The sequence below is a fragment of the Microbacterium sp. GW823-FHT02G05 genome (assembly GCF_058797175.1).
In genome coordinates, this window is sequence record NZ_JBXAJK010000001.1 from 1250507 (window position 1) to 1274635 (window position 24129).

Genomic DNA, 24129 nt, shown 5'->3' on the forward strand with positions numbered 1-24129 from the left:
ACTATGGCTATCGGCGCGACCATCCACACGTTCACGGTGAATCTCGCCGATGTCGACCGTGGAGTCTACGAAGAACTCACGTTGCGTGTCGCGCAGCACCCGTCGGAGACACCGGCATACATGATGACCCGCGTGCTGGCGTACTGCCTGGAGTACGAGCAGGGTATCGGCTTCAGCGAGGGCATCTCGTCGGTTGATGAGCCCGCGATCCTGGTGCGTGATCTCACCGGACGGGTCACCGGATGGATCGAGGTCGGCGCTCCGGACGCCACTCGTCTGCACTACGGCAGCAAGCTCGCCGACCGCACGACGATCTACACGCACCGCGACCCCGCCAAGGTCGTGATTCCGTGGACGGGCAAGACGATTCACAATGCCGAGGCCATCACGCTGCACAGCTTCGACCCTGGATTCATCGACGACGCGGTTGCAGCACTCGAACGCCGCAGCACCATGACCCTGTCGGTCACCGAGGGACAGCTGTACCTCGAGCTCAACGGGACGCATCTGAGCTCCGCCGTGCACGCGCAGCCCATCCAGTAGACAGCCGCGATGGCGGATGCTGCGGGTCGTCGCATCCGCGTCAGAGAGAGGTCTTCGGGCCTCGGCGTCGGAATCCCTCGCCGGCGAGCAGGACGAGAGCGAGTGCGATCGCGGCGTAGGTCGGAAGCTCCTGCGCGGACAACGGCTCTGCGAGCACGACGGTCGCGGCGACGATGAGCAGCACCGGCTCCAGGTAGCTGAGCATGCCGAAGAGGCTCAGCGGGAGAACCTGACTCGCTCCGATGTACAGAGCGAGCGCGCCGGCGCCGAGCACGGCGAACAGGCTCAGACTGAGCGCTGAAGCGGGATCACGCAGCGTCGCCAGCGTCGGGTCGTCGATCAGCAGAAGTGCGAGTGCGACCGGCAGGATCAGAATCATCTCGGCAGTCAGGCCGGCGCTGCCCTCGATCCGCGCAAAACGGCGAACAGCGAAGTAGATCGGGTATCCGAGCGCCACGGCCAGGGTCTCCCACGACAGGCCGCCGAACTGCCAGATCTGGTAGCCGACACCCACGACCGCGACGCTCACGGCGGCGATGCGCCACGGACCCAGCCGCTCGCGGAAGAGGAGTCGTCCTGTGAGCGCGAGAGCGATCGGCATCACGAGGTAGCCCAGCGCCAGGGGCAGGCCGCGGCCTTCCCCTGGCGCCCACGTGAAGAGCCACTGCTGGAAGCCCAGCATCGCGGCCGATACGGCGAGCGCAAGAATCAGACGCGGGTTGCCGCGCAGTCGTCGCAGAAGCCCGCGGAGCGCGGGCAGGCGGCGGCTGAGGCCGAGGAAGCCCAACAGCAGGACGACGGCGAAGGCGATGCGCCAGCCGAAGAACACGTTGCCGGTGAAATCGAGCGATGCCGACAGGACGAACACGATGCCGAAGATGGTCGACGAGAGCACCGAGGCGATGACGCCGAGGCGGGCTCGGGGCGCGGACTCTGACACGGTACTGCTCTCCCGCCACGGAGGGCGGCCGGGCGTGCAATCCAGCCTATCCGGGGGCGCCGACGTGGGAGGATCGCAGCATGACCACCGTGCGACTCACCGGACAACTTCGCTGCGCCACTGACACTGACATCGAACGCGTGCGCGCGCACCTTCCCGAGCACGTGCGTCTGACGAGGGAAGAACCGGGATGTCTCTCGTTCGAGGTCGTCCAGACGGCCGATCCGCTCATCTGGCAGGTCGACGAGGAGTTCACGGATGCTGCCGCGTTCCGCGCGCATCAGGAACGGGCTGCAGACAGCGAGTGGGCGAGGGGCACGGTCGGAATCGAGCGCGACTACACCGTCGAGGGCCTGGGTGCGTGAACGTCGGTTCAGCGTCGCCCGCGTCCCGAGTCGTGGAGCGGTTGCGATCGGCGGGGTGGCAGCATGCGTCCGCACCGATGCCAGACGCGAACCTGCCGGCGCGCCTCGAGGGGGTGCATCCGGACGTCATCGCATGGGTGACCTCCTTCGGGCTGCTGTCGAACGCGGCGGAGACGAGATGGTTCCTCTCCCGCGATGATTACGCACGCGCCGACGCAGACGGTTTCGCCTGGGATGAGTTCGAGCTGCTCAGCAGGGACGCGGCCGATGGTCCCGAGAGCCTCGCTGCGGTGGCGGCATTCTGGCGGGCGCATCTGCCGATCCTCCAGTCGGTTGGCGGCGCGTACGCCTATCTGGCCGTTCGCTCTGACGGCGCTGTCGTCTACGGAGAAGAGCCCGAGTTCGAGGAGACGACTGTCGTCGCGGACAGCATCGGGCATCTGCTGGAGCAGATCGTCGCGGAGACCGCGGTGCCGGGCGACATCATCGATCGGCTGTTCTTTCACGACGCGCCTTAGGGCACGCGCTCGCTCCGGAGATCAGAGCCCCGTTGCCGCCGAAACCACCGCGAAGAGTGCGACGGCACCGACAGCGACTGAGAACAGCACGCTCGCGAGAAGCAGCCGCGCGTCGGGCAGCCGAGAGGCGTCCTCCACCGGTTCCAGCGCCCGATACGCTGCCCGGTAGCGGGCCCGTGCGGCGACCCACAGCAGCGCGGCGACGATGAGCCCGATCACTCCCGCGATGATCCACAGCGCCGAGTCGAGCATGACCGGCAGGATCCGCATGCTCACGAGCGATCCCACAGCGATGGCGAGAGCCGTCCGGCGCCAGGCGAGCTCGGTGCGCTCGGGCTGCAGGCCGACGTCGTAGAGAGCCATCAGAGCAGGGTGGCGATGACGATCAGGACGCCCGCGACGGTGACGGCGATGCCCACGGCGGGGGCAAGCAGCGACGCCGGCAGGGGGGTGTTCAGGCGCATCGCCTTCTCGCTGCGGATCCAGCTGAACCAGGCGAGGGCGGGCGTGATGACCCCGGCGATGATCAGCACCAGCGAGGCCGCGAACTTCAGATCGGGCTGCAGATCGAGCCCGAGCAGTTCGAGAGCGACGCCACCGGCGATCAGCGCGAGCGCGGTGCGGGTCCACGCGAGGAACGTGCGCTCGTTCGCGAACGTGAAGCGCGCGTCGGGCTCGGTGCCGTGGCGGTAGACGGCCTGCGGGAATCGGCGGTCAGACATGGGTCTCCGATCGGGTGGTCCTCAGAGCGCGACGGTACGGAAACCGGCGTTGCCCATGGAGGAATCGGGGGTGTTCTGCGAGCGCGCCGAGTTGCGGTAGCGGTTGCAGTAGGAGATGTGGCAGAGGAAGCTGCCGCCGCGCAGGACGCGGGAAGTTCCGGATGCTGCGCCCGTCGGGTTCGCGGATTCGGAACGCTCATAGTAGGTGGGGTCGTACCAGTCAGCGCACCACTCCCACACGTTGCCGACGGTCTGCCACAGGCCGTAGCCGTTGGGCTCGAAGGTGCGCACGGGGGCCGTGGTGAGGAAGCCGTCGTCGAGCGTGTTCTCGCGCGGGAAGGTTCCCTGCCAGATGTTGACGCGCCATCCGCCGTCGTCGACCTCGTCGTCGCCCCATGGATACTTCTTGGCATGGAGCCCGCCGCGGGAGGCATACTCCCACTCGGCCTCCGTCGGCAGGCGGCGCCCCGCCCACTCGCAGTACGCGACCGCGTCGTTCCAGCTCACGTGGACGACAGGGTGGTCGCCGAGTCCTTCGATCGACGACTCGCTGCCGCCGGGGTGCGCCCAATCGGCGCCGCGCACGCCGAGCCACCATGGCGTTCCCGGGGGCTGGCCGAGGATGTCTTCCTGCGGAGCGGCGAGTGCGAGGTGGAAGACAGCAGAGAAGCCGAACGTCTCTGCCTCGGTACGGTACCCGGTCGCGGCCACGAAGGCCGCGAAAGCGTCATTGGTGACCGACGTTGCGTCAATCGAGAAGGCATCGATCGTGACCTCGTGCAGCGGGGTCTCGCCATCGCCGGGATTGCGGTCGCCGGACGAGTCGCCCATCAGGAACGTGCCGGCGGGGATCTGCACCTGCTCGACCGAATGGGTGCTGCCGGCCTGCGAAGCCTGGGCTGCCTCTGTGGGGCGGGGCTGCAGGGTGAGGAACTGCTCGCGTCCGGGCGCGCCGCAGGCGCATTGGGGGCCGCAGCCCTCGCCCTCAATCGTTTCAGTCATCGGAATCGATTCTACCGAGAGGCTAGACGTCGCATGTCGAGATGTGTACCGTCTGACTGACACAAAGTGTGTCAGTTGCTTGGTACGAAGGGGCAATGGTGGGACTCATCTTTCTCGCGTACTTTGGCGCCGTCATCCTGGCGGCAGTCATCGGGATCACCTGGTGGGTGTCTCGTGGTCGCACTGACGTCGCGCTGGCGGGGATCGTGCGTACTCTCACCATCGTGGCCGCGGGTGTGCCGCTCGTGGCCTTCCTCGCATACAGGCTCTGGGCCGGGCTTCCCTTTCTCGGAGTGCCCATCGGGCCGCTGCCGATCGAACTGGCTCGGTTCGCGATCGACAGCCGATACTTCCTCCCGCTTGCTGTGGCCCTGCCCATGCTGCTTCTCCTGGCCGTGCCGGAGCCTTCCCCCAGGATCACGGGATCGGCGGGTATATCCCGTCGTACGATCGTCAGCTTCGTGTCACGGGGGTGGTGGATAGCGGGTGCGTCTGTTCTGGCCGTGATCGGCATCATCACAGTGAGCGCAGGATTCGCCTCGTCCCCTGACGAGGAGGGACACTGGCGCATGTTCGAGATCGAGCTCGGCACCACGACCGCCAGCACCTGGATCTACGGCTGGTACTACTCGACGACGAGTCTCGTCCTCATCGCCGGCGTGCTTGTCTTCACGGCGCTGGCTCTCGGAGTCGTCGCGCGTCCGCCCCTTGCCTCGGACCCTGAGCTCGACATCGCTCGTCGCGGAGTCCGCAGCCGCAACATCATGGCCGTCGCTCTCGGCGCGCTGCTGTGCCATCTTGCGGGCGTGCTGGGCGGGCTGGCCGGAACAGCGGGGCTCAGAGTCGGGATCGGTTCCTCACCCGCCGGCCCGATTGAGGTCGGCACGCCGTTCGCAGCGCTCTCCGCGCCGCTCTACGCCGCGGAGATGCTCGCGCTTGGTGGGGGAGTGGGGCTGTGGTTCATCGTGCTGCTGTCGGCGGTTCGTGCGAGCGTGCGCAAGCCCGCGGTCGTGACGTCATGATCATCACCGTCACCCCGGCAGGCGGCACTCCTGCCGAGCAGATCCATGATCAGATTCGCGGGCTTATCACGACGGGCCAGCTCGCGGCCGATGAGCGTCTGCCTTCCGTGCGCCAGCTTGCCGCTGACCTCGGGGTCGCCCCCGGAACCGTCGCGAAAGCGTACAAGGCGCTGGAGTCCGAGTCCCTGCTGATCACGCGTATCGGTGCCGGGACGCGTGTGCGCCGCGGTGCAGCATCCACGCCCGCGAGCGTCGTGGCTGCGGCCCGAAATCTGAGCGCCGCCGGCCGCGCCGAAGGCCTTGAGCTCGAGGAGATCATCCGCATCGTGCGCGCGATGTGGTGAGGCGACAGCGCAGCATCCGGATGCATCGCCGATACGATTCAAGAATGGCCAGCGAAGAGCAGATCGACGACGTCTCCATCGGGGGCGATGTCATTCGCCTCGGGCAATTCCTGAAATTCGCAGGACTGATCGACTCCGGCGGCGACGCAAAAGAGGCCATCATCGACGGCTACGTTCTGGTGAACGGCGAAGCCGATCGTCGCCGCGGACGGCAGCTGCACGACGGCGACATCGTCAGCTTCGAAGGTCGTTCCGCGCGCGTACGCCCCTGACGGAACGGGGTCAGAAGCCCACGGAGAAGACGACGTGCTCCTTCGCTGATGCCGCATCCGCGAAGAAGGTGCGTACACCGGCGAGCCATCCGAGCGCGTACCCCTCTTCATCGGGGCCGTACTCCGGGTTGCGAAGCTCTTCCGGCATGACGGCATAGGCGCGCGAGAACTCCTCGTCGCTGAGCGCCGCGAGGTACTCGGCAACCTCCGCGACCTCAGCCGGATCGAGGTGCGTCACCCAGGATTCGTCGTCATCCTCCTGCAGCTTTCGGGCGCCGCCGATCACTCCACGGGCGGGCCATGCGGCCTCATCGCCCTCGGGTGCGATCGCGCAGTGGATCGGATCCCATGCCTTGTCGGTCTCACACGCCCGCGAGTAGACCTCTTCGTTCTCTTCCAGGGCCGACAGCGCCGCCCCCAGAGCCTCGTCGTCGCCCGCGCAGGCGAGGACCTCCGCTGCCTGTTCCGCCGTCAGTCGCATGTGCAATCCGAGTTCCATGGGGACAAGCTAGCGCAGACGACGGGGCTCTATGGCTGTGTGGTGTGAGCGTTCAGGAAGTCGATGGTCTTCTGCAACGCAGTCTGCGCATCCGGCATGTCCAGATGGAACTGGTACTCGTGCGGCAGCGCAGGCTCGTGATCGGCGGGCCAGAACTGCGTCGTCAGGTCGACGCCGAGCGCATCCAGGCGCTGGGCCATCGGGATCGACTGCAGCCAGGTGAGTCCGTCGCCATTTCCGCCGGAGATGTAGGTCGTGGGGAAGTCCTCGTTCACGAAGTCGATCGTCGACATCATCGCGCCGGTGGAGCCCACCGCCCAGTTCTTCGTGCCGCTGTACGCCCACATCGACGTCTTCAGCCCCCAGCCAAGGATGCCGTCGAGCGCCGCGAGAGCAGAGAGGTCGTAGACGCCGCAGTTGAGGACGGTGGCGACGAGCTGGGATGACGTGAGCGCGGGCGTCATGTCCATCAGAGCGGCATAGTCGGGGTTCGTGACGATCGTCGCGACCTGGCTTGCGAGCTGCGCGCCGGCGGAATCTCCGGCGAGCACGATCTGCGAAGGATCGACGCCCAGGTCCTCGGCGTTGTCGACGATGTACGCGAGGGCCTCGTTGATCTGGCGGACGGCGAGGGGATAGACGCCTTCGGGGCCGCGCGTGTAGTCCACGGCGATCATCGTGTAGCCCTCGCCGGCGAGGATCTGCATGTAGGGATCGACGTCTTCCTTCGACCCGGAGATCCAGGCACCGCCGTGGATCCACACGACTGTCGGGAGCGGCTCCGTGGCGGAGGCGGGTGTGAAGACATCCATCGTGGTGTCGTCGTCGCCGGTGAGGCCGTCAGAGCCGTAGGCGATGTCGAGCGTCGCCGTGACGGGGGTGTCGGGGATATGCCGCTTCATCTCGGCCGCCGTCGCCTCACCGCCCTGCGTGAACACCGCGCGGATGAGCATCGCTGATGGCCAGGACGTGATCGAACCGACCAGAGCCACGATCACGCCGACAGCGAGGATCACGCCGATCGTGATGCGGGTGCGGTGCCATGGGCGGCGCCGCTTCTGGTTCTTCGACGTCGTCGCAGCGGCGGGCTCGTCGTGCTGGGTGGTCTCCGCGGGGTTGGTCATCGTCCCTCCTCGCACTCAGTGTGGCAGGAGAGACGTCGCGGAGGCCAGCGCCGGTATTCCGGGCGATGATGGCTCAGAGCGCGGCGGCCTGCACGATCGCGAGGTTGCGCTCGGCGGTCGTCACGATCGCGTCCACGGTGACGTCATCGGGACGTCGCGCCACCTTGACGGAGAGCCACGGCACATCGCCCGCCGCGGCGAGGGCCGCCGACACGTGCGCGGCGTCGAGCAGAGACTCCGATTCGGGGAACGTCTCGGCGATCGGCAGATGGGCGTCGAGCCAGGCGGGGCCGTAGGCCCCGGTGACGGCGGATGCTCCGGAGAACGCCACCCCTGCGAGATGGCCACTCGCGGCGGCATCCGCGATCTGGGCGGTCACGGCGTCGGCGTCCTGCAGCTCGATCGCGGAGCGGCCCCAGTTGATCCACATCCCGACGGGAGCCTTCGACACCTCGATCGCTTCGAGTTCGGCGGCCATCGAGAGGAAGCGCTTCTCGCCGGCGTGTCCCGCGACGAAGGCGTCGCAGTGTTCGATGACCAGTTGCGCCCCTGACCAGTCCCAGCTGCCGATCTCGGCGAGGGAGCGTGCGAGCGCGTCGATGCTGTCCTGCCCGTAGGCCGCAGCGTTCTGGGGTGCGCTGTGCAGCGTCACGATCGCGACGGATGCCGCGCTCTCCGCGCGGACTCGCGCCACATCGGCGGCCACGCGACGCAGATCAGCGAGGGCCTTCGCGCGACCGGTCTCGTCAGGGGAGGCGATGCCGTAGGAGGCGTCTGCGGCGCAGCTCTTCATGACCCACGGAATCGCCGTCAGTGCGAGCTGCGCGCCTGCGGGGACGTGGGCCAGGAACCAGGCCTCGTCGTGCGGATGCAGTCCGTCGACCCAGGGGACTTCGAGACCCGTGACTCCGGGGAGGGCGAACAGCGCCGGAAGGAGCTCGGCTTCCAGAGCCGGATCCCACTGCGCGTGCGCGGGGGAGAGCGGGTACGAGCTCAGGATGATGGGCGTGCTCATGCGTTCGCTCCCTCGGCGATGGCGGCGACGAACCAGGAGGTGATCGTCGACGGGTGCGTGATCGCCGTGCCCACGCACACCGAGTCGGCGCCGGCAGCGAGCGCTGCCGCCGCCTGCGCCGGGCTGTGCACACGGCCTTCTGCGACGATCGGGCGCGAGCACTGCGCCGCGAACTGGGCGATCAGCTCGAGGTCGGGGCCTTCCGTCTTCGGACGCTCACCGGTGTAGCCCGAGAGCGTCGTGCCGAGGATGTCGGCGCCCGCTGCTTCGGCGGCGATCGCGTCGTCGAGCGAGCCGCAGTCGGCCATGATGAGCGCGTCGCTGTGCGCGCGGATCTGTGCGATGGTTTCGGCGAGTGTCAGGGCATCCGGGCGCGGGCGGCGGGTGCCGTCGATCGCGATGATGTCGGCGCCCGCATCGGCGACGGCGCGGGCGTGTTCGGCCGTCGGGGTGATGAAGACGTCGGAGTCGCCGTCCTTCCACAGGCCGATGATCGGCACGGGGAGCTCCGACACGGCGCGGATGTCGGCGATGCCCTGCACGCGGATCGCGGCGGCGCCGCCGACGATCGCGGCCTGGGCGACCTGCGCCATGGTGCGCGGGTCGCGCATCGCTTCGCCGGGGTACGCCTGGCAGGAGACGGTGAGCCCGCCGCGCAGGCGGTCGATGATCTCGGAGGGGGTGAATCTCATGGGGTGGCCTCTCCGGCGTCGACGGCATCCCAGGCGGATGCGGCGGCGCCGCGCAGCGGTGCGTCGTTGCCGAGAGCACCGGGAAGAAGGGGGATGGTCTGCAGAGCGTCGATGACCTCGGCCCGGAAGGCCTGCTCCATCGGCTGCCACCAGGCGTCGCCGATGTGCGGCACGCCGCCGGTGATCACGATGCGCTCGGGATCGAGCAGCGTGGCTGCTCCGGCCACCGCGCGGCCGACGGCGGCGGCGGATTCCCGCATCGCGCGGAGCGAGAGGGCATCGCCGGATGCCGCAGCGGCGGCAATCCCGCGGGCATCGCGGATCTCGGGGGATCCGCCGATCGCGAGGTAGTGGGCGTGCATGCCGATGCCGGATCCGATCGCCTCCAGGTGGCCCACGCGACCGCAGGGACAGCGCAGATGCTCGGCACCGGGAGTGGGGACGTGCGCGATCTCGCCGGCGACGTGGTGCGCACCGCGCACGGCCCGCCCGTCGAGGATGAGCCCGGAGCCGACGCCCGTGCCGACCGCGACGATGAGGGCGCTGCGCGCACCGGAGGCGGCGCCGTGACGGAACTCGCCCTCCGCATGCGCGTCGACGTCGTTCTGCACGGCGACGGGGGAGTCTGCATCCAGATGGGCGGAGAGGCCCGCACGCACGAGATCGGCTAGGGGTGTTCCTGGCCAATCGGTGAAGGTGTCGGTCGAGGAGACGATGCGGCCGCGTGCCGCATCCACGACCCCTGCCGTGCCGATGCCGACGGCCCGCAGGCGCACGCCGTCGGCATCAGCGAGGAGTTGTTCTGCAAGGGTGATCACTGTCGCCACGACCGCCGCCGGTCCCTGCAGTGCGGGGGTCGGCGCGGTCGCGGTGAACAGCGGAACATCGTCACGGCCAGCGAGCGCGGCAGCTGTCTTCGTGCCGCCGATATCGACAGCCAGGACGACGTCAGTCATCAGGCGCTGACTCCCGCAGGAAGCAGCTCGTGTGCGGCGAGGATGCCGCGGATCTTCTCGACGGCAGCCGCATCGAGCGACTGCACGCCGGCAGCCATCGTCGCGTGGTCGATGATGCCGCGTGCGTGCATCGCGGCCTTGAACGCGCCGACGCCGGTGGCGTCGCCCGAGAGGCCCTTGGGCTGGAAGACGATGTCGAAGATGCTGTTGATGCGCTCCTGCTCGGTGCGCGCAGCCTCCCAGTCACCGCGCTCGGCGGCATCCCACAGACGCACGTAGCCTTCGGCCTCGACGTTCGCGAGCCCGGGGACCACGCCGTCGGCGCCTGCGAGCGCCATCGCGTCGACGACCATCTCGTGGCCCGTCAGCAGCTGCAGCGGGTGTCCGGCGGCGTCGTTTGCGGCGAGGAGGCGGCGGAAGCCCACGTCGTCACCCGAGGAGTCCTTCACACCGTGAATCGTACCGTCGAGGGCGAGCTCCATGAGCAGGTCGAGGCTCAGCTTGGAGTGCACGCGCACCGGGATGTCGTATGCCCAAAGCGGCGCATCGATCGCCGCGGCGATGGTGCGGAAGTGCGCGGCGTGCTCGGCCACGGAGTTCAGCGTGTACAGCGGCGTCGTGGTGACGACAGCGTCTGCGCCCGCGGCGACGAGCTGGCGTGCGAGGGCAGCCGTGCGTGCCGAGGTGAGGTCGATCGCACCGGCGATGATCGGAGCACGGCCTGCGGATGCGCTCTTGATCGTGGTGAGGATCTCCAGGCGCTGTGCGTCGGTGAAGTACGCGGTCTCGCCCGTCGAGCCCAGCGCGAACAGGCCCTTCACCCCCGCGGTGACGAGGTAGTCGACCAGGCGCTCGAGCGATGCGTGGTCGATCTCGCCGCTGGGGAGCAGGGGAGTGGCGACGGGAGGGACAACCCCGGTGAAGACGGGGGCAGAGGTGGCAGTCATGTTCTTTCCTGTGTGATCTCTAGAGCGAGGAGTGAGGTTCAAGCAGCGAGGGCGCGGCACCCAGCAGGGTGCGCGTGTACTCGTCGGAGGGGTTGTCGAAGACCTGGGCTGCGTCGCCGAACTCGACGACGCGACCCTTGTTCATGACGGCGATCTCATCCGACAGGTAGCGCACCGTCTGGATGTCGTGCGAGATGAAGACCATGCCGAGGCCCAGCTGCTCTTTGAGGTCGGTGAGCAGGTTGAGGATCTGCGCACGCACCGACACGTCGAGGGCGGACGTGGGCTCATCGGCGATGATCACCTGCGGATCCAGCACCAGGGCGCGGGCGATCGCCACGCGCTGGCGCTGACCGCCGGAGAGCTGACCGGGCAGAGCATCCAGAGCGGATGCCGGCAGCCCGACCATTCCGATGAGGTCGCGCACCTTGCGCTGACGGCTCGCCGGTGTGCCGAGGTGGTGCACCTGCATCGGGTCGATGAGAGCATCGCGCACCGTCATGCGGGCGTTGAGCGCCGTGGCGGGGTCCTGGAACACGACCGAGAGGATGCGTCCCAGACGCTTGCGAACCGACGGCGTGAACGACCGCACGGATTCGCCGTCGAAGACGACCTCGCCGCTCGTGGGCTGTTCAAGCCCGATCAGGACCTTCGCCGACGTGGACTTGCCCGAGCCGGACTCGCCCACGATGCCGAGGGTCTGTCCCCGCTTCACGGTGAGGGAGACACCGGCGAGCGCGTCGACGTAGTTGCGCTGGAACAGGGACGAGTTGCGCGTCTTGTAGCGGACGTGCACATCCTTCAGCTCGATGACTGCATCGCTCATCGTCCGGCCCCGATCGCTTCGACGGGCGCATCGTCGGGATGCGCGGAGTAATAGTGTTCAGTGCCCTCGATCTGACGGCGCACCGGGGTGATGCCGCGGTAGCGCGCAGGGTTCGAGGAGCGCGGCGCGAAGCGGTCGCCCTCCGGGAAGTCCCGCGGCGACGGGACGACGCCGGTGACCTGGTGCAGGCGGTCAGAGCCTGCCTCGATCGACAGCACAGCGCCCAGCAGGCCCTGCGTGTACTCGTGCACCGGCTGGGTGAGCACCTCACGCGTCGTGCCCTGCTCGACGACCTGCCCCGCGTACATCACGGTGATGCGGTGGGTGAGCTCGGCGACGAGTGCCAGGTCGTGCGAGACGAAGATCATCGCGAAGCCGAGCTCGCGCTGCAGACGCATGAGCAGCTCGACGACCTGTGCCTGCACCGTCACGTCGAGCGCCGTGGTGGGCTCGTCGGCGATGACCAGTCGCGGGTTGCGGGTGAGCGCCATGGCGATCAGCACGCGCTGGCGCTGTCCGCCGGAGAGCTCGTGCGGGTACGACGCGAGCGTGCGCTTCGGGTCGAGGCCCACGAGTTCCAGCAGCTCCTCAGCGGTGCGGGTGCCACCGCGCGAGGTGAGCTGCTTCATCTGCGAGCGGATGAGCATGGCCGGGTTCAGGGAGCTGAGTGCGTCCTGGTAGATCATCGCGATGTCGTGGCCGCGCAGCGCGTTGCGCTCGCTCGCCGACATCGTGAGCAGATCCTTGCCGTCGTAGAGGATGCGGCCGGTGACCTTCGCCTTGGCATCGAGCAGACCCATGATGGCGAGCGAGGTGATCGACTTTCCGCAGCCGGACTCGCCCACGAGCGACATGGTCTCGCCGGGGCGCACCGTGAAGCTGACATGGTCGACGACGTTCACGTCACCGTGGCGCGGGAACGCGATGGACAGATTCTGCACTTCGAGCAGCGGCGCCGCGTCGCCCGTGTAGACCATCCGGTCGGTGCGCTGCAGCTCCGTCTCGCGGAGCTGGGCGAGGCGCTCTTCGAGCGGAACCGCCGAGGTCTGCGGTACGAGGATGTCGCGCACGCCGTCGGGAACGGTGACGTTGACGCCCGTGTCGATCGTGGTGATCACGTTCGTCGCGTCGGGGCCCGCCATTGCGGTCTCGAGGTCGTGCGTGGACTCCTCCGTGTTGGCCGCATCCGCGGTCACGCGACGTGCGCGCGGGGAGACCATCGCGTCCGTCATGCTCTCCGACAGGATGTTCAGCGCGAGCACCGTGAGCAGGATCAGCAGTCCGGGGAAGAACGTCGCCCACCAGGCCCCGCTCATCACGAGGTTGCGACCGGCGGCGATCACGTTGCCCCACGAGGGCTCCGGGTCCGGAACACCGGCCTGGATGAACGACAGCGACGCCTCGAAGACGATCGCATCCGCAACCAGCACGGTCGTGAACACGAGCACGGGGGCGATCGAGTTGCGCACGACGTGCTTGATGATGATGCGCGGCGTGGACGCGCCCATCACCCGGACGGCGGAGACGTAGTCCTCGCCGTACTGGTCGAGGATGTTCGCGCGCACCACGCGGGTCAGCTGCGGTGTGTAGAGGAAGGCGATCGTGAGCACGAGCACCGGCAGGGACTGTCCGAAGACAGCGACGAAGACGGCGGCGAGGGCGATGCCGGGGAACGACATCACGATGTCGAGCACGCGCATCACGGTCTCGGAGATCCACTTGGGAGCGGTCGCTGCGATCGTGCCGAGCACGGCGGCGGCGGCGAGTGCGACGAGGGTCGCGCCCAGGCCGATCACGAGCGAGTAGCGGGCGCCGAACAGCAGGCGGGACAGGATGTCGCGTCCCTGGCGGTCGGTGCCGAACCAGTGCTCGGGGCTCGGCGGCTGCACGGGTGCGCCGGAGGCGAGCGGGTCGTAGGGGCTGATCAGGGGCGCGAAGATCGCGGCGAGGGCGATCAGCGCGACGACGGCGAGGCCGACCTTCGCGCTGATGCTGAGCCCACCCAGGCGCAGGCCGGGGACGGAGAGGCGTTCTGTCAGTTTGCGTCGCATGTCACACCGACCGGATTCGGGGGTTGATGAGGACGTACAGGAGGTCGACGATGATGTTGATGACCACGAAGGCCATCGCGACCGCGAGCGTCACGCCCTGCACGAGGTTGGGTTCGTTGTTGGTGACGCCGTTGAGGATCAGCGTTCCCATGCCCGGGAGGGCGAAGATGATCTCGATCACGACGGCGCCGCCGAGCAGGTAGCCGACGCGCAGTCCCAGCACCGTCACGGGGGTGATCAGAGCGTTGCGCAGCACGTTGCGGCCGACGACGACGCGGCGGGGGATGCCGAAGCCGAGAGCGGTGCGCACGTAGTCGCGATCGAGTTCCTCGACCATGGCGGTGCGGACGACACGCGAGAGCTGGCCGATCACCGGGACGGCGAGGGCGAGAGCGGGCAGGGTCATCCGGGCGAGCCAGCCGGCGGGATCTTCGCTGAATTCGGGAAGCTTGCCCGAGGAGGGGAGCAGCCCCAGCTGCAGTGTCACCAACTGGATGAGCAGGATCGCGAGCCAGAACGACGGCGTCGACAGCGACGCGATCGAGACGATGCGGATGACCTGGTCGGGCCAGCGATCGCGGTAGACGGCGGCCACGATGCCGAGGATGGCGGCGCCGATCACGGCGATGATCAGGCCGAGGAACGTGAGCTGGAGGGTGATCGGGAACGCGCGGGCGACCTCGTCGATCACGGGGAGCTGACGGGCGGAGTAGGTTCCGAGATCTCCCTGGAGCAGGCCGAGGAGGAAGCTGAAGTAGCGCACCAGCAGCGGGTCGTTGAGACCGTGGGCTTCGCGGTATGCCTCGCGGCTCTCCAGCGATGCGCCTTCGCCGAGCGCGGTGAGCGCCGGGTCGACCGGCGAGAACGACATCACGACGAACACGAGGAACGTGATGCCGAGGATCATCAGAGGCAGCTGCAGGAGTCTGCGTCCGATGAGGCTGAGCGTGTTGGACACGAGGTCGGGCCTTCCTGGGGAGGAAGCCGGGGGCGCGGACAGGGATCCGCGCCCCCGGCAGGGACTACTTGGCGGCTACTCCGACGTCCAGGAACGAGAGTCCCGTGGTCGGAACCGGAGCGAAGCCGACAAGGCTGTCAGCGTCCCAGCCGGTGGGCAGCTTGCGGTGGAACAGCGGGTACAGCGGAACCTCGTCGGAGAGGAGGTCGAATGCCTCGTTCCACGACTTCTGCTGTGCGTCGCCGGTCTCGCGAACAGCGGCGTCCATCAGGGAGGTGAGCTCTGCGTACTCTGCGCTGTCTGCCCAGTTGTAGCGGGTGTTCGGCCACACGTTGTCGCCGTACCACCAGCGCATCAGCACGTCGGGGTCGTTGCCGAAGACCGAGGGGTCACCGGGGGCGACCATGACCTGGTAATCACCGGCGTCGACCTTCGTGTACTGCGCACCGGACTGGCCGATGTCGAGCGTGGTGTTGATGCCGACAGCATCCAGCGACTCCTTGATGAGAGGCGCAACCTCGCGGACCCAGCCGGTGTCGGTGGTGAGGAGCGTGAGGTCCATGCCGTCGACGCCCGCTTCCTTCAGCAGCGCCTCGGCCTTCTTCGGGTCGTAGGTGTAGACCGTCGATGCCTCGTTGTAGTTCGGGTGCGACTTCGGCAGGAACGACGTGGCGGCCTCGGCGTTGCCGAGCAGACCTGTGCCGATGATCTTCTCCATGTCGAGTGCGTAGAAGAGCGCCTGGCGCACACGCACGTCGTCGAAGGGGGCCATCTTCGTGTTGAACATCATGAACAGCAGGCCGAAGGACTGCACGCTCTCGACGTCGGCGGTCGCGGCGAGGCCGTCGACGTCGATGTAGGGCACGTCTTCCATGGCTTGGATCGTGCCGCTGGACAGTGCCGTGACGCGAGCTGCGGCGTCCGAGAGCAGGTTCCAGTTCATGCCGGCTGCGAGCGCGGGGCGCGGGCCGGTGTAGTCGTCGAAGCGCTCGAAGACGATCTTGTCGTCGGGAACGGCCGAGACCAGGCTGTACGGTCCGGTGCCGATCGGCTGCGAGCCGAAGGCCTCAGCTCCTGCCTCGACGACGGCCTTGGGGACGATCTTGACGACGCCGAGGCGCTCGTTGACGAGCGAGAACGGGTAGTCGGTGGTGATGCGCACGGTGTCTTCGTCGACGGCGGTGACCGTGTCGACGAAGTCGATGAAGCTCGTGAACAGGCTGTTGTTCGCCGGGTCGAGGACGCGCTCGTAGCTGTAGACGACGTCTTCTGCTGTGACCGGGTCGCCGTTGTGGAAGACGGCGCCGTCACGGAGGGTGACCTCGTAGGTGGTGTCGTCGATCTTCTCGGGCATTTCGGCGGCCAGGGCCGCGTAGGGCTCGCGGGTCACGGGGTCGAGGTCGACCAGACCCTCGAAGACGTGCCAGTTCACGGCCTGCGTGACGGCGCCCGATGCGAGCATCGGGTCGAAGCTGCCGCTCAGCGAGTAGGAGATACCCGCTTCGATGATGGCGTCCTTATCGATTTCTGCTGCTGCGCTGCCACCGTCGGCAGGCTTCTCGGCGGCGGGTGCGCCACAGCCGGCAAGTGCAACCGCGGCGGCAACGGTGCCAGCCAGCGCGATCGCGATACGTCCCGCGCCTCGGCGGGATGTGTTGCGGTACATGTGTACTCCAGTTGGGTGTGGGGAGAACTTCTTGAAGACATCAGATGTCTGACGTAATATAAACATGTGGATCGAGAATTCACAAGAGTGGGATGATCATGCGAAGCACATCGATACAGGAGCGAGATTTCGTGAGAACCACGGGACCGGGGCGTCAGGCCCGCATGCGTCGATCCACGACGGCGGATCAGATCAAGCAGTTGATCCTCACGCGCGAGCTCCGCCCGGGGGATCCACTGCCGACGGAGGCTGAGCTCTGCGACATCCTCGAGGTGTCTCGTTCCTCCGTCCGGGAGGCGATCCGCACGCTCTCCACGTTGGACATCGTCGACGTGCGACACGGCCACGGCACCTACGTCGGCGCCATGTCTCTGGATCCCATGGTGGAGGCGCTCGTCTTCCGCGGCGTTCTCGCGCCCGAGGGGTCCCTCAATGCACTGCGCGAGGTCGTCGAGGTGCGCCTCGCCCTCGACCTCGCCATGGCTGATCGTGTCGTCGCCGCCGTCAGCGCTGCAAGCGCGGACGATCTGAACGAGCTGGCGGCTCTCGTCGACGAGATGGTCGACAACGCGAGCCGCGGTGAGAACTTCCTCGAGGCGGATCGCGCCTTCCACACGAAGCTGTTCGCGGAGGCGTCCAATCACCTCGCGACGCAGCTCGTCGGAGCGTTCTGGGATGTGCACACCGCGGTCCTCCCGCAGCTCGGCATCGCTCCGCCTGCCGACATCCAGCTCACTGCCAAGGCGCACGGTGACATGCTCGACGCGGCGCGCAGCGGCGACATCGACGCATATCGGCGCGCGGTGATCGAGCACTACCAGCCGCTGCAGCGGGTTCTCGCTCAGGCGGGCTGACTCCGCGAGCAGGGCTGCGCGGTTTCGCTGTCCGTGATGCCCGCGATGATGTGCGCGAGGGCGTACTCGAAGGCGGCGTCGACATCGCCCCCGAGTCGGAAGGCGCCCGCGATCTCCATCGACAGGAAGCCCGTGGCCCAGGCGGTGAACATGCGAGCGGCGTGTAGGGCTGCCTCGGATTCGCCCACCTTGGCGGCGCAGCTGCTGATCACCGGTTCTGCTGCGCGCTGGAGTGCGTCAAGCGGTGCCAGTGGGGTGGACAGCAGGCGAAAGCCCTCGGGGTTCGCGTGAGCGAAGCCGCGGAAGGCGACGGCGAGTGATCGCAGGTCGCCGGTGTGCGGGTTCAGTGCCGATTCGAGGTCATGGATGACGTCCTCGACGATCGCGGTGAGGAGGGCGTCTCGATCGGCGATGCGCTTGTAGAGCGACGGGGCGCGGACGCCCACGTGGTCGGCGACCGCTCGCATCGTGACCCTCGACGGGCCTTCGCTCTCGAGGAGGGCGCGGCCGGCGGCGATGATCTCGCTCCGTGAGGTGCGGTCGGGGGTGGGCATCGTCGTGCTCCGGCTCGTCATCGATGGCTATTGACAGTAGCCATGATAGCTAACTAACGTAGCCATGTCATCCCCTCGCGCTCAGAAAGCTCCTGATGAAACTCGCACCACACCTGCACCGCCTTGGCAACGACATCGTCGCGTCCTATCTGATCGACCTGCCCGAGGGCATCACCCTGATCGACGCAGGGCTGCCGGGGCACTGGAAAGATCTGCACAATGAACTCGCCGCAATCGGGCGCTCGCTCAGCGACGTGCGCGGAGTCATCCTGACCCACGGCGACTCCGACCACATCGGATTCGCAGAGCGGCTGAGACAGGAGGCCGGGGTCCCCGTGTTCATCCACGAGGCTGACGAAGAGCGTGCGCGCACGGGCAAGAAGCCGAAGACGGGCGTCGAGCGGATGGCCCTTGCCGGCGTCGTGTCGTTCTTCACCTATGCCCTCAGCAGGGGAGGTCTCCGTACGAAGTACGTGCAGGAGATGAGCGTCGTCGCCGACGGCGATGTGCTGGAGCTCCCCGGCTCCCCGGTGATCGTGGGCATCCCCGGCCATTCGCCGGGCAGCATTGCCGTGCATGTCCCCGCGGTGAACGCGCTGTTCGTCGGCGATGCGCTCACGACGCGTCATGTGCTCACAGGAGAGCTCGGACCGCAGGCGGCGCCGTTCACGGACGACCCCGCCCGCGCGGATGCATCCCTCGACCGCCTCAAGAATCTGTCGGCATCGTGGGTGCTCCCGGGCCACGGCGAGGCATGGCAGGGCTCGCCCGCCGTGCTCGTCGACGCCCTTCGTGCTCGCTAGCGCCGACGAGCTCGGGGTTCGACCCCGCGGCGCGCGTCAGCGAGACGCGAGCACCCTCGCGGTGTCACTGAGTGAGATCTGCGGTGGGTAGAGGCCCATGATGTGGAGCGCAGCCGCGTGATTCTCGGCGGTCGATCCCGCGCAGGCATCGGCGGCGACCGTGACGTACGCCCCGGCATCGGCCGCGGCGAGCGCAGTGGAGATCACACAGCAGTCGGTGCTGACACCGGCCAGCACGATGTGCGCTCCATGGCCGATGATCGCCTCCAGTTCGGGCCCCCACTTGCCGAAGGTGGGGAGGTCCAGTGTCGGGTGCGGGCTCAGCGCGGCAGCATCCGGCACCAGTGAGAAAAGCGGATCATCCGCGGGCTGATCCGCGAACGGCCAGTCGGCGAAGTACGCCCCCCATGATGTCGAGCGATCCGCCGTCGGCATCCATCGCGTCACGAGCACGCGCTCACCGAAGGCCTCGGCAAGACGCGTGATCTGAGGCATCGCCGCGGCGAAGAAGGGCGAGCCCCACGCGGAATCCGGGGCCGCGAAGATGTTCTGCGGGTCGATCACGATGAGCCACGGCTGCGGAGTGATCGGTTCCGACACGGCGAGGTTCTTCGCGTTCTCGACGACCGGGTTCGTCATCCGTTCTCCTGCGCTCGGATCTTCGCGGCACGCGCGAAGTAGGTCACGAGGAACGAGAGCACCAGGGCGAAGAAGACTCCGAGGTTGGCGTAGGCCCAGTCGCCGTCCGCCCCGCCCACGAGACCGAGGAAGTAGCCCTGCCAGTTGTTCCACGGGGCGGCGTCCGCGAAGCCGTTGAGCACGAAGCCCCAGCCGATGATCGACGCGACGATCATCGTGCCGATGGAGGTCCAGTCCCAGGCGCCGTAACGGCCGTTGGCGTCGAAGAGTCCGTCTTCGTCGTACGTCTTCCTGCGGCGCAGGATGTCAGCGATCAGGATGCCCGCCCAGGAGGCGAGCGGAACACCGAGCGTGATGAGGAAGCTCTGGAACGGGCCGAGGAAGTCAGCGGAGAAGAACACGACGTAGATCGTGCCGAGCGTCAGGATGACGCCGTCGATCGCCGCCGCCGAAGGGCGCGGGATGCGGATGCCGAGGCTGATGAGCGTCAGGCCCGAGGAGTAGATGCCGAGCACCGCGCCGGAGACGAGTGCGAGCACGGCGGTGAGCAGGAACGGCACCAGCACCCAGACCGGCAGAATCGACGCGAGTGCGCCGATCGGGTCGGCGCCGACGGCATCCATGAGCTCCTGGTCGGAGCCGGCGAGGAGCAGGCCGAAGACGACGAGGATGACGGGGGCGATTGCGCCGCCGAAGGTGTTCCATCCGACGATCGCGGCATCCGAGGCTGTGCGCTTCTGATAGCGCGACCAGTCCGCGGCGATGTTGATCCAGCCGAGACCGAAGCCGGTCATGACCATGACGAGTGCGCCGATGACCTGGCCGATTCCTCCATCGGGGCGAGCGAGGACCGCCGCGAAGTCGATGTGCGGCACGGCGAGGATCACGTAGAGGATCGTGACCGCGCCGGTGATCCACGTGAGGATCGACTGCATCTTCATGATCGTGTGATAGCCGAGCACGGAGGCTGCCACGATGAGCGCGGCCACGATGACCGTCGCGATGATCTTGAGCACGACACTGTCGCCGTCGCCGCCCAGCTGCGTGATGACGGTCGCTGTGGCGAGCACCGCCATGATCGCGAGGAAGGTCTCCCAGCCGATCGAGGTCAGCCAGGAGACGATGCCCGGGATCTTCTGCCCGTGCACGCCGAAGGCGGCGCGCGACAGCACCATGGTGGGTGCGGAGCCGCGCTTCCCGGCGATGGCGATCAGCCCGCAGAGGAAGAACGACACGACGATGCCGATGATCGACACGAGCGTGGCCTGCCAGAACGAGATGCCGAACCCGAGCACGAACGACCCGTACGACATGCCGAACACCGAGACGTTCGCCGCGAACCACGGCCAGAACAGATCGCGCGGCTTCGCCGTGCGTTCGGACTCGGGGATGATCTCGATCCCGGCGCGCTCGATGAGAGTCGACGGCACCGTGGTGGTTTCGCTCATACGCCCATATTGGCACCGGCCGGGGGCGTGCGGGTGGGAACGTCCGAGGCTGTCTGCGGTGTCAGCGCGTGAAGAACGCCTCCGCGACCCGCGCGAGGTCGTACAGGTCGGTCACGCCGGCAAGCTCACGAGCCGAGTGCATCGACAGGATCGGGATGCCCACATCGACCGTGCGGATGCCGAGTCGCGTCGCCGTGATCGGACCGATCGTCGAACCGCAGGGAACCGAGTTGTTCGACACGAACTCCTGTGAGGCGACGCCCGCGCTCTCGCACCAGCCTGCCCACGCGGCGGCGCCCACGGCATCGGTGGCATAGCGCTGATTCGCGTTGATCTTGAGGATGGGGCCCGAGCCGAGCAGCGGCTGTACCACCGGGTCGTGCTTCGCGGCGTAGTTCGGGTGCACCGAGTGCCCCACGTCGCTCGACAGGCACCAGGATGCCGCGTAGGCGCGGTGCTTCTCGGAAATGTCTGCACCGAGGCCGGCGTAGATGCGCTCGAGGATGTCTTCGAGGAAGGGGCCCGCGGCACCGGATCGCGACGCGGAGCCGAGTTCTTCGTGGTCGAACGCGGCCAGTACCGGAATGACATCGCCGTCGACGGGCGCCGAGGCCAGCGCTGCCAGCGCGACGACGCCCGCGTGCACGGAGGCCAGGTCGTCGAGGCGGCCGCTCGCGAAGAACGCCGAATCTTTGCCGAAGACGGCACCCGGCGCAGCATCCGCCACGACCGCGTCGAAGCCGCGGATGTCTGCGGCATCGACCCCTGCGGCATCCGCGAGCTCCGCAAGCAGATCGGCGTCGCCCGGATCGCCGAGGCCCCACACCGGCTGGGTCTCGAACTGCTTGTCGAGCGAGAGGCCGTTGTTCGCGCCGCGGTCGAGGTGGATCGCTAGCTGCGGCAGGCGCAGCAGCGCGTCGGTCGCGGCCAGCACGACAGAGCCATCAGCCATCGCCAGGCGCCCGGCCAAGCGCAGCTCGCGATCGAGCCACGAGTTCAGCAGCGGGCCGCCGTACACCTCGACACCGGCCTGCAGCCAGCCCTTGTGACCGGTCGTCGGCTGCGGCTTGAGCTTGAACCCGGGGGAGTCCGTGTGCGCGCCGAAGATGCGCGTGCCGGTCGTCGCCGTGGCCTCCGCGGGCACAGCCCAGGCGATCGCCGCGCCATCGCGAACCACCACGAAGCGCCCGCCGGCCTGCGTCGGCCACGCGTCGTGTTCGTCGAGACGGACGAAGCCGGCGGCTTCGAGGCGGCGTGCGACCTCTTCCGCGGCGTGGTAGCTCGAGGGCGATGCGGCGACGAAGTCCGCGAGGTCTTCGGCGTGGCTGAGGGCTGCGGGGGTGGGGGTCATCGACCGGCCTTCCTTGTGGGAGCAGACCCTTCGATCGTATCCGGCGGGGCCGGCTGCTCCCCGTCGCCGACCCCGCACGTCCTGAGTTGCCGAGCAGTGTTCACGCGCTGGTCGTTCTGCGCGGGTGAACACCACTCGGCGAAGGCGCCGCCTACCCGCCAGCGATCTCGAAGACGGGCTCGCCCCAGCCGATCACCGTCTCGGTGGCGACCGTGAGTCCCGCGCGCTCGATCAGCGACAGGACCTCTTCGCGTGTACGGAAGCCAGAGCCGTACAGGCCGTAGAGCTGCAGGTCTTCTGCCGCGTCGTGATCATCGATCTCTGCTTCTTCGAGAAGGTGCTCGACGACCAGCATCCGTCCGCCGGGGGTCACCGCGGCGTGCGCCCGCTGGAGCGTGAGGACGGCATCTGCGTCGGGCAGCACCGCGAGCGCGCTGCCCAGAATCACGGTCTCCGCCTCGGGCCAGGTGCCGAGCACCGTGCCGGGGTGGATCGTGACGTGCGGTCGGGATCGCTCGTCGATCAGGGCGAGAGCGGCCTCGGCGCGCGACGGGCGGACGATGAGGGAGAGAGCCGGAGGTGAAGCCGAAGCGAGCGCGTCGGCGAGCAGCGTCGCCGCTCCCGCGCCGCCTGCGGTGACGCGCTCACCCGCTGCGAAGGAGTACGCCCGTGCGAACGCGGGGCGCAGCCACTCCAGCTCGTCGACGGCATGCTCCTCGTGCGCGGCGGCGACGGCGGGTGAGGCGTCGCCCAGTTCGTCGATCGTGCCGCCGAACACGCGGGATGCGACGGGTGCGCCGCCCTCGACGGTATCGAGGAGTGCGTCGAACACACGGATCAACCCACCCAGAGGATGGCGCAGATCGAGCTGGTCGATCGCCTCCTCATCGTCCAGCGCGGAGCCCAGCGAGGTCAGGCCGTAGCCGCCGTCGGGCAGAGTCTCCAGCACCTCGATCGTGCTGAGGTAGCGCAGCAGCTTGCCGAGCGCGACCGCGTCGGCGCCCACCGTCTCGGCGATCGCGGATGCCGTCGTATGGCCGCGACGGATCGCCGGAACGACACCGAGCGTCGCGGCGACGCGAATCGCGCGCGACGGGACGGGGTCGATCAGCTCGTGCATCCGCTCGACATCGTCGATCTCGCTGTCGGGGTCGGGCAATCCACCCGTGCCCTCGATCTCGTCGACCTCGGTGCGACGCCAGTACCCGGTGACCTCGACGCGCTCGGGCGGCAGGCCCTTGTCTTCGCGCAGCCAGCGCCGGATCGGTTTGATCGCGAGCGTCTCGCCGGCCACCCACGCGAAAGGAGTGCCGTCGTGCCACGGGGTGCGCAGCACCGCATCCGCGAGGTGCGTCGTCGTGCCCGCCGCCACCGGACCGCGATGCACCCAGGTGATGCGTACGCCGGGGTGCGCGTCGATCGGCTGCTCATCGGCGGGTCCGCTCACCTCGATGAAGACCTCCGCGGTGACGTCGGGGGCAAGCTCCTCGACCCAGCGCGCGATCGCAGGGATCGCGGTGTCATCGCCCGCGATCAGCAGCCAGTCCGCGCCCACCGGGTGCAGCAGCGACATCTTGGGTCCAGCGATGTGCACGCGGTCGCCGACCTCGCAGCCGCGGGCCCAGGTCGAGGCGACGCCGGTGCCGTGCAGCACGAAATCGAGTTCGAGGCGTGCGTTCTCTCCGTCGATCGCGCGCACCGTGTAGGTGCGTGCGACAGGGCGAGGGTCGCGCGGCCACTCGATCACGTTCTCGCGCTGGATGGGCAGATGGAGCTCGCCGGTGAGCGGGTCGGGGAAGAAGACCTTGATCTCATCGTCGAACCCCTGGCTGACGAGCGCAGGCAGATCGAAGGGGTCGCGGCGGAAGTCTGCGAGCTGCTCACCGCCGAGCACGATCCGACGCATGCTCGACGAGATGTCGAAGGAGTCGAGCACTGTCAGCTCGCGGAGCGTGATCGGCTCGATCGTGGAGGGGCGGATGCTGCGTGCCATGAAGACGTCTCTCTTCTCGTGGAGG

Annotated in this window: 27 protein-coding genes; 8 read left to right on the top strand and 19 right to left on the bottom strand. The window is 68.1% G+C overall.

Annotated features, from left to right (window positions below; genetic code table 11):
- Positions 1-3: 3 nt before the first annotated feature.
- Positions 4-543, top strand: coding sequence for a YaeQ family protein (locus tag AC1REM_RS05920; RefSeq protein ID WP_492513800.1), 540 nt, complete (start codon positions 4-6; stop codon positions 541-543).
- A 40-nt stretch (positions 544-583) separates the two neighbouring features.
- On the opposite strand, the gene rarD is transcribed toward AC1REM_RS05920, so the two are convergent.
- Positions 584-1483 carry an EamA family transporter RarD gene (gene rarD, locus AC1REM_RS05925; protein WP_492513801.1) on the bottom strand — a complete coding sequence of 300 codons (900 nt, stop codon included), beginning with the start codon at positions 1481-1483 and terminating at the stop codon, positions 584-586.
- Positions 1484-1563: 80 nt separating this feature from the next.
- Between rarD and AC1REM_RS05930 the strand changes: the two genes are divergently transcribed.
- Positions 1564-1848 (top strand): putative quinol monooxygenase, encoded by a 285-nt coding sequence (locus tag AC1REM_RS05930; protein WP_492513802.1) that lies wholly within the window; start codon positions 1564-1566, stop codon positions 1846-1848.
- A 77-nt stretch (positions 1849-1925) separates the two neighbouring features.
- Positions 1926-2366, top strand: coding sequence for a hypothetical protein (locus tag AC1REM_RS05935; RefSeq protein ID WP_492513803.1), 441 nt, complete (start codon positions 1926-1928; stop codon positions 2364-2366).
- Between the two features lie 21 nt (positions 2367-2387).
- On the opposite strand, the gene AC1REM_RS05940 is transcribed toward AC1REM_RS05935, so the two are convergent.
- Genes AC1REM_RS05940 through AC1REM_RS05950 form a run of 3 tightly spaced genes read right to left on the bottom strand, consistent with a single transcriptional unit; the run spans position 2388 to position 4090 of the window.
- Entirely contained in the window at positions 2388-2729 is a 342-nt protein-coding gene (locus AC1REM_RS05940) for a DUF202 domain-containing protein (protein WP_492513804.1), read from the bottom strand.
- Entirely contained in the window at positions 2729-3088 is a 360-nt protein-coding gene (locus AC1REM_RS05945) for a YidH family protein (RefSeq protein ID WP_492513805.1), read from the bottom strand. Before AC1REM_RS05945 ends, AC1REM_RS05940 begins: the two co-directional genes overlap by 1 nt.
- 21 nt (positions 3089-3109) lie before the next feature.
- Positions 3110-4090: a formylglycine-generating enzyme family protein gene (locus AC1REM_RS05950; RefSeq protein WP_492513806.1), complete on the bottom strand. Its 981-nt coding sequence runs from the start codon at positions 4088-4090 to the stop codon at positions 3110-3112.
- A gap of 95 nt (positions 4091-4185) precedes the next feature.
- Between AC1REM_RS05950 and AC1REM_RS05955 the strand changes: the two genes are divergently transcribed.
- The 3 genes from AC1REM_RS05955 to AC1REM_RS05965 are packed head-to-tail and all read left to right on the top strand — an operon-like array spanning position 4186 to position 5728.
- On the top strand, positions 4186-5112 hold the full coding sequence (locus tag AC1REM_RS05955) for a hypothetical protein (protein ID WP_492513807.1): 927 nt from the start codon (positions 4186-4188) through the stop codon (positions 5110-5112).
- Positions 5109-5456: a GntR family transcriptional regulator gene (locus tag AC1REM_RS05960; RefSeq protein WP_492513808.1), complete on the top strand. Its 348-nt coding sequence runs from the start codon at positions 5109-5111 to the stop codon at positions 5454-5456. Before AC1REM_RS05955 ends, AC1REM_RS05960 begins: the two co-directional genes overlap by 4 nt.
- A 44-nt stretch (positions 5457-5500) precedes the next feature.
- The gene (locus AC1REM_RS05965) at positions 5501-5728 is read left to right on the top strand and encodes an RNA-binding S4 domain-containing protein (protein WP_204939059.1); all 228 of its coding nucleotides are present in this window, start codon (positions 5501-5503) and stop codon (positions 5726-5728) included.
- Between the two features lie 10 nt (positions 5729-5738).
- Here AC1REM_RS05965 and AC1REM_RS05970 read toward each other — a convergent pair whose 3' ends face one another.
- The 10 genes from AC1REM_RS05970 to AC1REM_RS06015 all read right to left on the bottom strand — a co-directional run bounded on the left by AC1REM_RS05970 (position 5739) and on the right by AC1REM_RS06015 (position 16462).
- Positions 5739-6227 carry a DUF1877 family protein gene (locus AC1REM_RS05970; protein ID WP_492513809.1) on the bottom strand — a complete coding sequence of 163 codons (489 nt, stop codon included), beginning with the start codon at positions 6225-6227 and terminating at the stop codon, positions 5739-5741.
- 29 nt (positions 6228-6256) lie between these two features.
- On the bottom strand, positions 6257-7351 hold the full coding sequence (locus AC1REM_RS05975) for an alpha/beta hydrolase (RefSeq protein WP_492513810.1): 1095 nt from the start codon (positions 7349-7351) through the stop codon (positions 6257-6259).
- Positions 7352-7424: 73 nt separating this feature from the next.
- On the bottom strand, positions 7425-8366 hold the full coding sequence (locus AC1REM_RS05980; protein ID WP_492513811.1) for a DUF4862 family protein: 942 nt from the start codon (positions 8364-8366) through the stop codon (positions 7425-7427).
- Positions 8363-9058: an N-acetylmannosamine-6-phosphate 2-epimerase gene (locus AC1REM_RS05985; RefSeq protein WP_492513812.1), complete on the bottom strand. Its 696-nt coding sequence runs from the start codon at positions 9056-9058 to the stop codon at positions 8363-8365. Before AC1REM_RS05985 ends, AC1REM_RS05980 begins: the two co-directional genes overlap by 4 nt.
- Positions 9055-10014, bottom strand: coding sequence for an ROK family protein (locus tag AC1REM_RS05990; RefSeq protein ID WP_492513813.1), 960 nt, complete (start codon positions 10012-10014; stop codon positions 9055-9057). The genes AC1REM_RS05985 and AC1REM_RS05990 overlap by 4 nt, the downstream gene beginning before the upstream one ends.
- Complete coding sequence (locus tag AC1REM_RS05995; protein ID WP_492513814.1) at positions 10014-10961, bottom strand: dihydrodipicolinate synthase family protein; 948 nt, start codon at positions 10959-10961, stop codon at positions 10014-10016. The genes AC1REM_RS05990 and AC1REM_RS05995 overlap by 1 nt, the downstream gene beginning before the upstream one ends.
- A gap of 19 nt (positions 10962-10980) precedes the next feature.
- A complete protein-coding gene (locus AC1REM_RS06000; RefSeq protein WP_492513815.1) occupies positions 10981-11787 on the bottom strand; it encodes an ABC transporter ATP-binding protein in 807 nt (268 codons plus the stop codon).
- Positions 11784-13838: a dipeptide/oligopeptide/nickel ABC transporter permease/ATP-binding protein gene (locus tag AC1REM_RS06005; protein ID WP_492513816.1), complete on the bottom strand. Its 2055-nt coding sequence runs from the start codon at positions 13836-13838 to the stop codon at positions 11784-11786. Before AC1REM_RS06005 ends, AC1REM_RS06000 begins: the two co-directional genes overlap by 4 nt.
- A gap of 1 nt (position 13839) precedes the next feature.
- Positions 13840-14796, bottom strand: coding sequence for an ABC transporter permease (locus AC1REM_RS06010; RefSeq protein ID WP_271171498.1), 957 nt, complete (start codon positions 14794-14796; stop codon positions 13840-13842).
- A 64-nt stretch (positions 14797-14860) separates the two neighbouring features.
- Positions 14861-16462: an ABC transporter substrate-binding protein gene (locus tag AC1REM_RS06015; protein WP_492513817.1), complete on the bottom strand. Its 1602-nt coding sequence runs from the start codon at positions 16460-16462 to the stop codon at positions 14861-14863.
- A 131-nt stretch (positions 16463-16593) separates the two neighbouring features.
- On the opposite strand from AC1REM_RS06015, the gene AC1REM_RS06020 reads away from it, so the two are divergent.
- Entirely contained in the window at positions 16594-17316 is a 723-nt protein-coding gene (locus tag AC1REM_RS06020; protein WP_492513818.1) for a FadR/GntR family transcriptional regulator, read from the top strand.
- Here the strand turns inward: AC1REM_RS06020 and AC1REM_RS06025 are convergent.
- Positions 17304-17870 (bottom strand): TetR/AcrR family transcriptional regulator, encoded by a 567-nt coding sequence (locus AC1REM_RS06025; RefSeq protein ID WP_492513819.1) that lies wholly within the window; start codon positions 17868-17870, stop codon positions 17304-17306. The two genes, AC1REM_RS06020 and AC1REM_RS06025, sit on opposite strands and share 13 nt — an antisense overlap.
- Positions 17871-17965: 95 nt before the next feature.
- Between AC1REM_RS06025 and AC1REM_RS06030 the strand changes: the two genes are divergently transcribed.
- Positions 17966-18673 (top strand): MBL fold metallo-hydrolase, encoded by a 708-nt coding sequence (locus AC1REM_RS06030; RefSeq protein ID WP_492513820.1) that lies wholly within the window; start codon positions 17966-17968, stop codon positions 18671-18673.
- A gap of 36 nt (positions 18674-18709) precedes the next feature.
- Here AC1REM_RS06030 and AC1REM_RS06035 read toward each other — a convergent pair whose 3' ends face one another.
- The 4 genes from AC1REM_RS06035 to AC1REM_RS06050 form a co-directional block, all read right to left on the bottom strand.
- Positions 18710-19312, bottom strand: a complete 603-nt coding sequence (locus AC1REM_RS06035) for a cysteine hydrolase family protein (RefSeq protein ID WP_492513821.1) — start codon at positions 19310-19312, stop codon at positions 18710-18712.
- A complete protein-coding gene (locus tag AC1REM_RS06040) occupies positions 19309-20760 on the bottom strand; it encodes a purine-cytosine permease family protein (protein ID WP_492513822.1) in 1452 nt (483 codons plus the stop codon). Before AC1REM_RS06040 ends, AC1REM_RS06035 begins: the two co-directional genes overlap by 4 nt.
- 61 nt (positions 20761-20821) lie before the next feature.
- Entirely contained in the window at positions 20822-22111 is a 1290-nt protein-coding gene (locus AC1REM_RS06045; protein ID WP_492513823.1) for a M18 family aminopeptidase, read from the bottom strand.
- A gap of 151 nt (positions 22112-22262) precedes the next feature.
- Complete coding sequence (locus AC1REM_RS06050) at positions 22263-24104, bottom strand: SIP domain-containing protein (protein WP_492513824.1); 1842 nt, start codon at positions 24102-24104, stop codon at positions 22263-22265.
- Positions 24105-24129: the final 25 nt, after the last annotated feature.

What these genes read in the sequence shown, in the direction of transcription:
- AC1REM_RS05920 (WP_492513800.1), top strand. Translation starts at nt 4, where the DNA reads ATGGCTATCGGCGCGACCATCCACACGTTCACGGTGAATCTCGCCGAT.
- AC1REM_RS05930 (WP_492513802.1), top strand. Translation starts at nt 1,564, where the DNA reads ATGACCACCGTGCGACTCACCGGACAACTTCGCTGCGCCACTGACACT.
- AC1REM_RS05935 (WP_492513803.1), top strand. Translation starts at nt 1,926, where the DNA reads ATGCCAGACGCGAACCTGCCGGCGCGCCTCGAGGGGGTGCATCCGGAC.
- AC1REM_RS05940 (WP_492513804.1), bottom strand. Translation starts at nt 2,729, where the DNA reads ATGGCTCTCTACGACGTCGGCCTGCAGCCCGAGCGCACCGAGCTCGCC.
- AC1REM_RS05945 (WP_492513805.1), bottom strand. Translation starts at nt 3,088, where the DNA reads ATGTCTGACCGCCGATTCCCGCAGGCCGTCTACCGCCACGGCACCGAG.
- AC1REM_RS05950 (WP_492513806.1), bottom strand. Translation starts at nt 4,090, where the DNA reads ATGACTGAAACGATTGAGGGCGAGGGCTGCGGCCCCCAATGCGCCTGC.
- AC1REM_RS05955 (WP_492513807.1), top strand. Translation starts at nt 4,186, where the DNA reads ATGGTGGGACTCATCTTTCTCGCGTACTTTGGCGCCGTCATCCTGGCG.
- AC1REM_RS05960 (WP_492513808.1), top strand. Translation starts at nt 5,109, where the DNA reads ATGATCATCACCGTCACCCCGGCAGGCGGCACTCCTGCCGAGCAGATC.
- AC1REM_RS05965 (WP_204939059.1), top strand. Translation starts at nt 5,501, where the DNA reads ATGGCCAGCGAAGAGCAGATCGACGACGTCTCCATCGGGGGCGATGTC.
- AC1REM_RS05970 (WP_492513809.1), bottom strand. Translation starts at nt 6,227, where the DNA reads ATGGAACTCGGATTGCACATGCGACTGACGGCGGAACAGGCAGCGGAG.
- AC1REM_RS05975 (WP_492513810.1), bottom strand. Translation starts at nt 7,351, where the DNA reads ATGACCAACCCCGCGGAGACCACCCAGCACGACGAGCCCGCCGCTGCG.
- AC1REM_RS05980 (WP_492513811.1), bottom strand. Translation starts at nt 8,366, where the DNA reads ATGAGCACGCCCATCATCCTGAGCTCGTACCCGCTCTCCCCCGCGCAC.
- AC1REM_RS05985 (WP_492513812.1), bottom strand. Translation starts at nt 9,058, where the DNA reads ATGAGATTCACCCCCTCCGAGATCATCGACCGCCTGCGCGGCGGGCTC.
- AC1REM_RS05990 (WP_492513813.1), bottom strand. Translation starts at nt 10,014, where the DNA reads ATGACTGACGTCGTCCTGGCTGTCGATATCGGCGGCACGAAGACAGCT.
- AC1REM_RS05995 (WP_492513814.1), bottom strand. Translation starts at nt 10,961, where the DNA reads ATGACTGCCACCTCTGCCCCCGTCTTCACCGGGGTTGTCCCTCCCGTC.
- AC1REM_RS06000 (WP_492513815.1), bottom strand. Translation starts at nt 11,787, where the DNA reads ATGAGCGATGCAGTCATCGAGCTGAAGGATGTGCACGTCCGCTACAAG.
- AC1REM_RS06005 (WP_492513816.1), bottom strand. Translation starts at nt 13,838, where the DNA reads ATGCGACGCAAACTGACAGAACGCCTCTCCGTCCCCGGCCTGCGCCTG.
- AC1REM_RS06015 (WP_492513817.1), bottom strand. Translation starts at nt 16,462, where the DNA reads ATGTACCGCAACACATCCCGCCGAGGCGCGGGACGTATCGCGATCGCG.
- AC1REM_RS06025 (WP_492513819.1), bottom strand. Translation starts at nt 17,870, where the DNA reads ATGCCCACCCCCGACCGCACCTCACGGAGCGAGATCATCGCCGCCGGC.
- AC1REM_RS06030 (WP_492513820.1), top strand. Translation starts at nt 17,966, where the DNA reads ATGAAACTCGCACCACACCTGCACCGCCTTGGCAACGACATCGTCGCG.
- AC1REM_RS06035 (WP_492513821.1), bottom strand. Translation starts at nt 19,312, where the DNA reads ATGACGAACCCGGTCGTCGAGAACGCGAAGAACCTCGCCGTGTCGGAA.
- AC1REM_RS06040 (WP_492513822.1), bottom strand. Translation starts at nt 20,760, where the DNA reads ATGAGCGAAACCACCACGGTGCCGTCGACTCTCATCGAGCGCGCCGGG.
- AC1REM_RS06045 (WP_492513823.1), bottom strand. Translation starts at nt 22,111, where the DNA reads ATGACCCCCACCCCCGCAGCCCTCAGCCACGCCGAAGACCTCGCGGAC.
- AC1REM_RS06050 (WP_492513824.1), bottom strand. Translation starts at nt 24,104, where the DNA reads ATGGCACGCAGCATCCGCCCCTCCACGATCGAGCCGATCACGCTCCGC.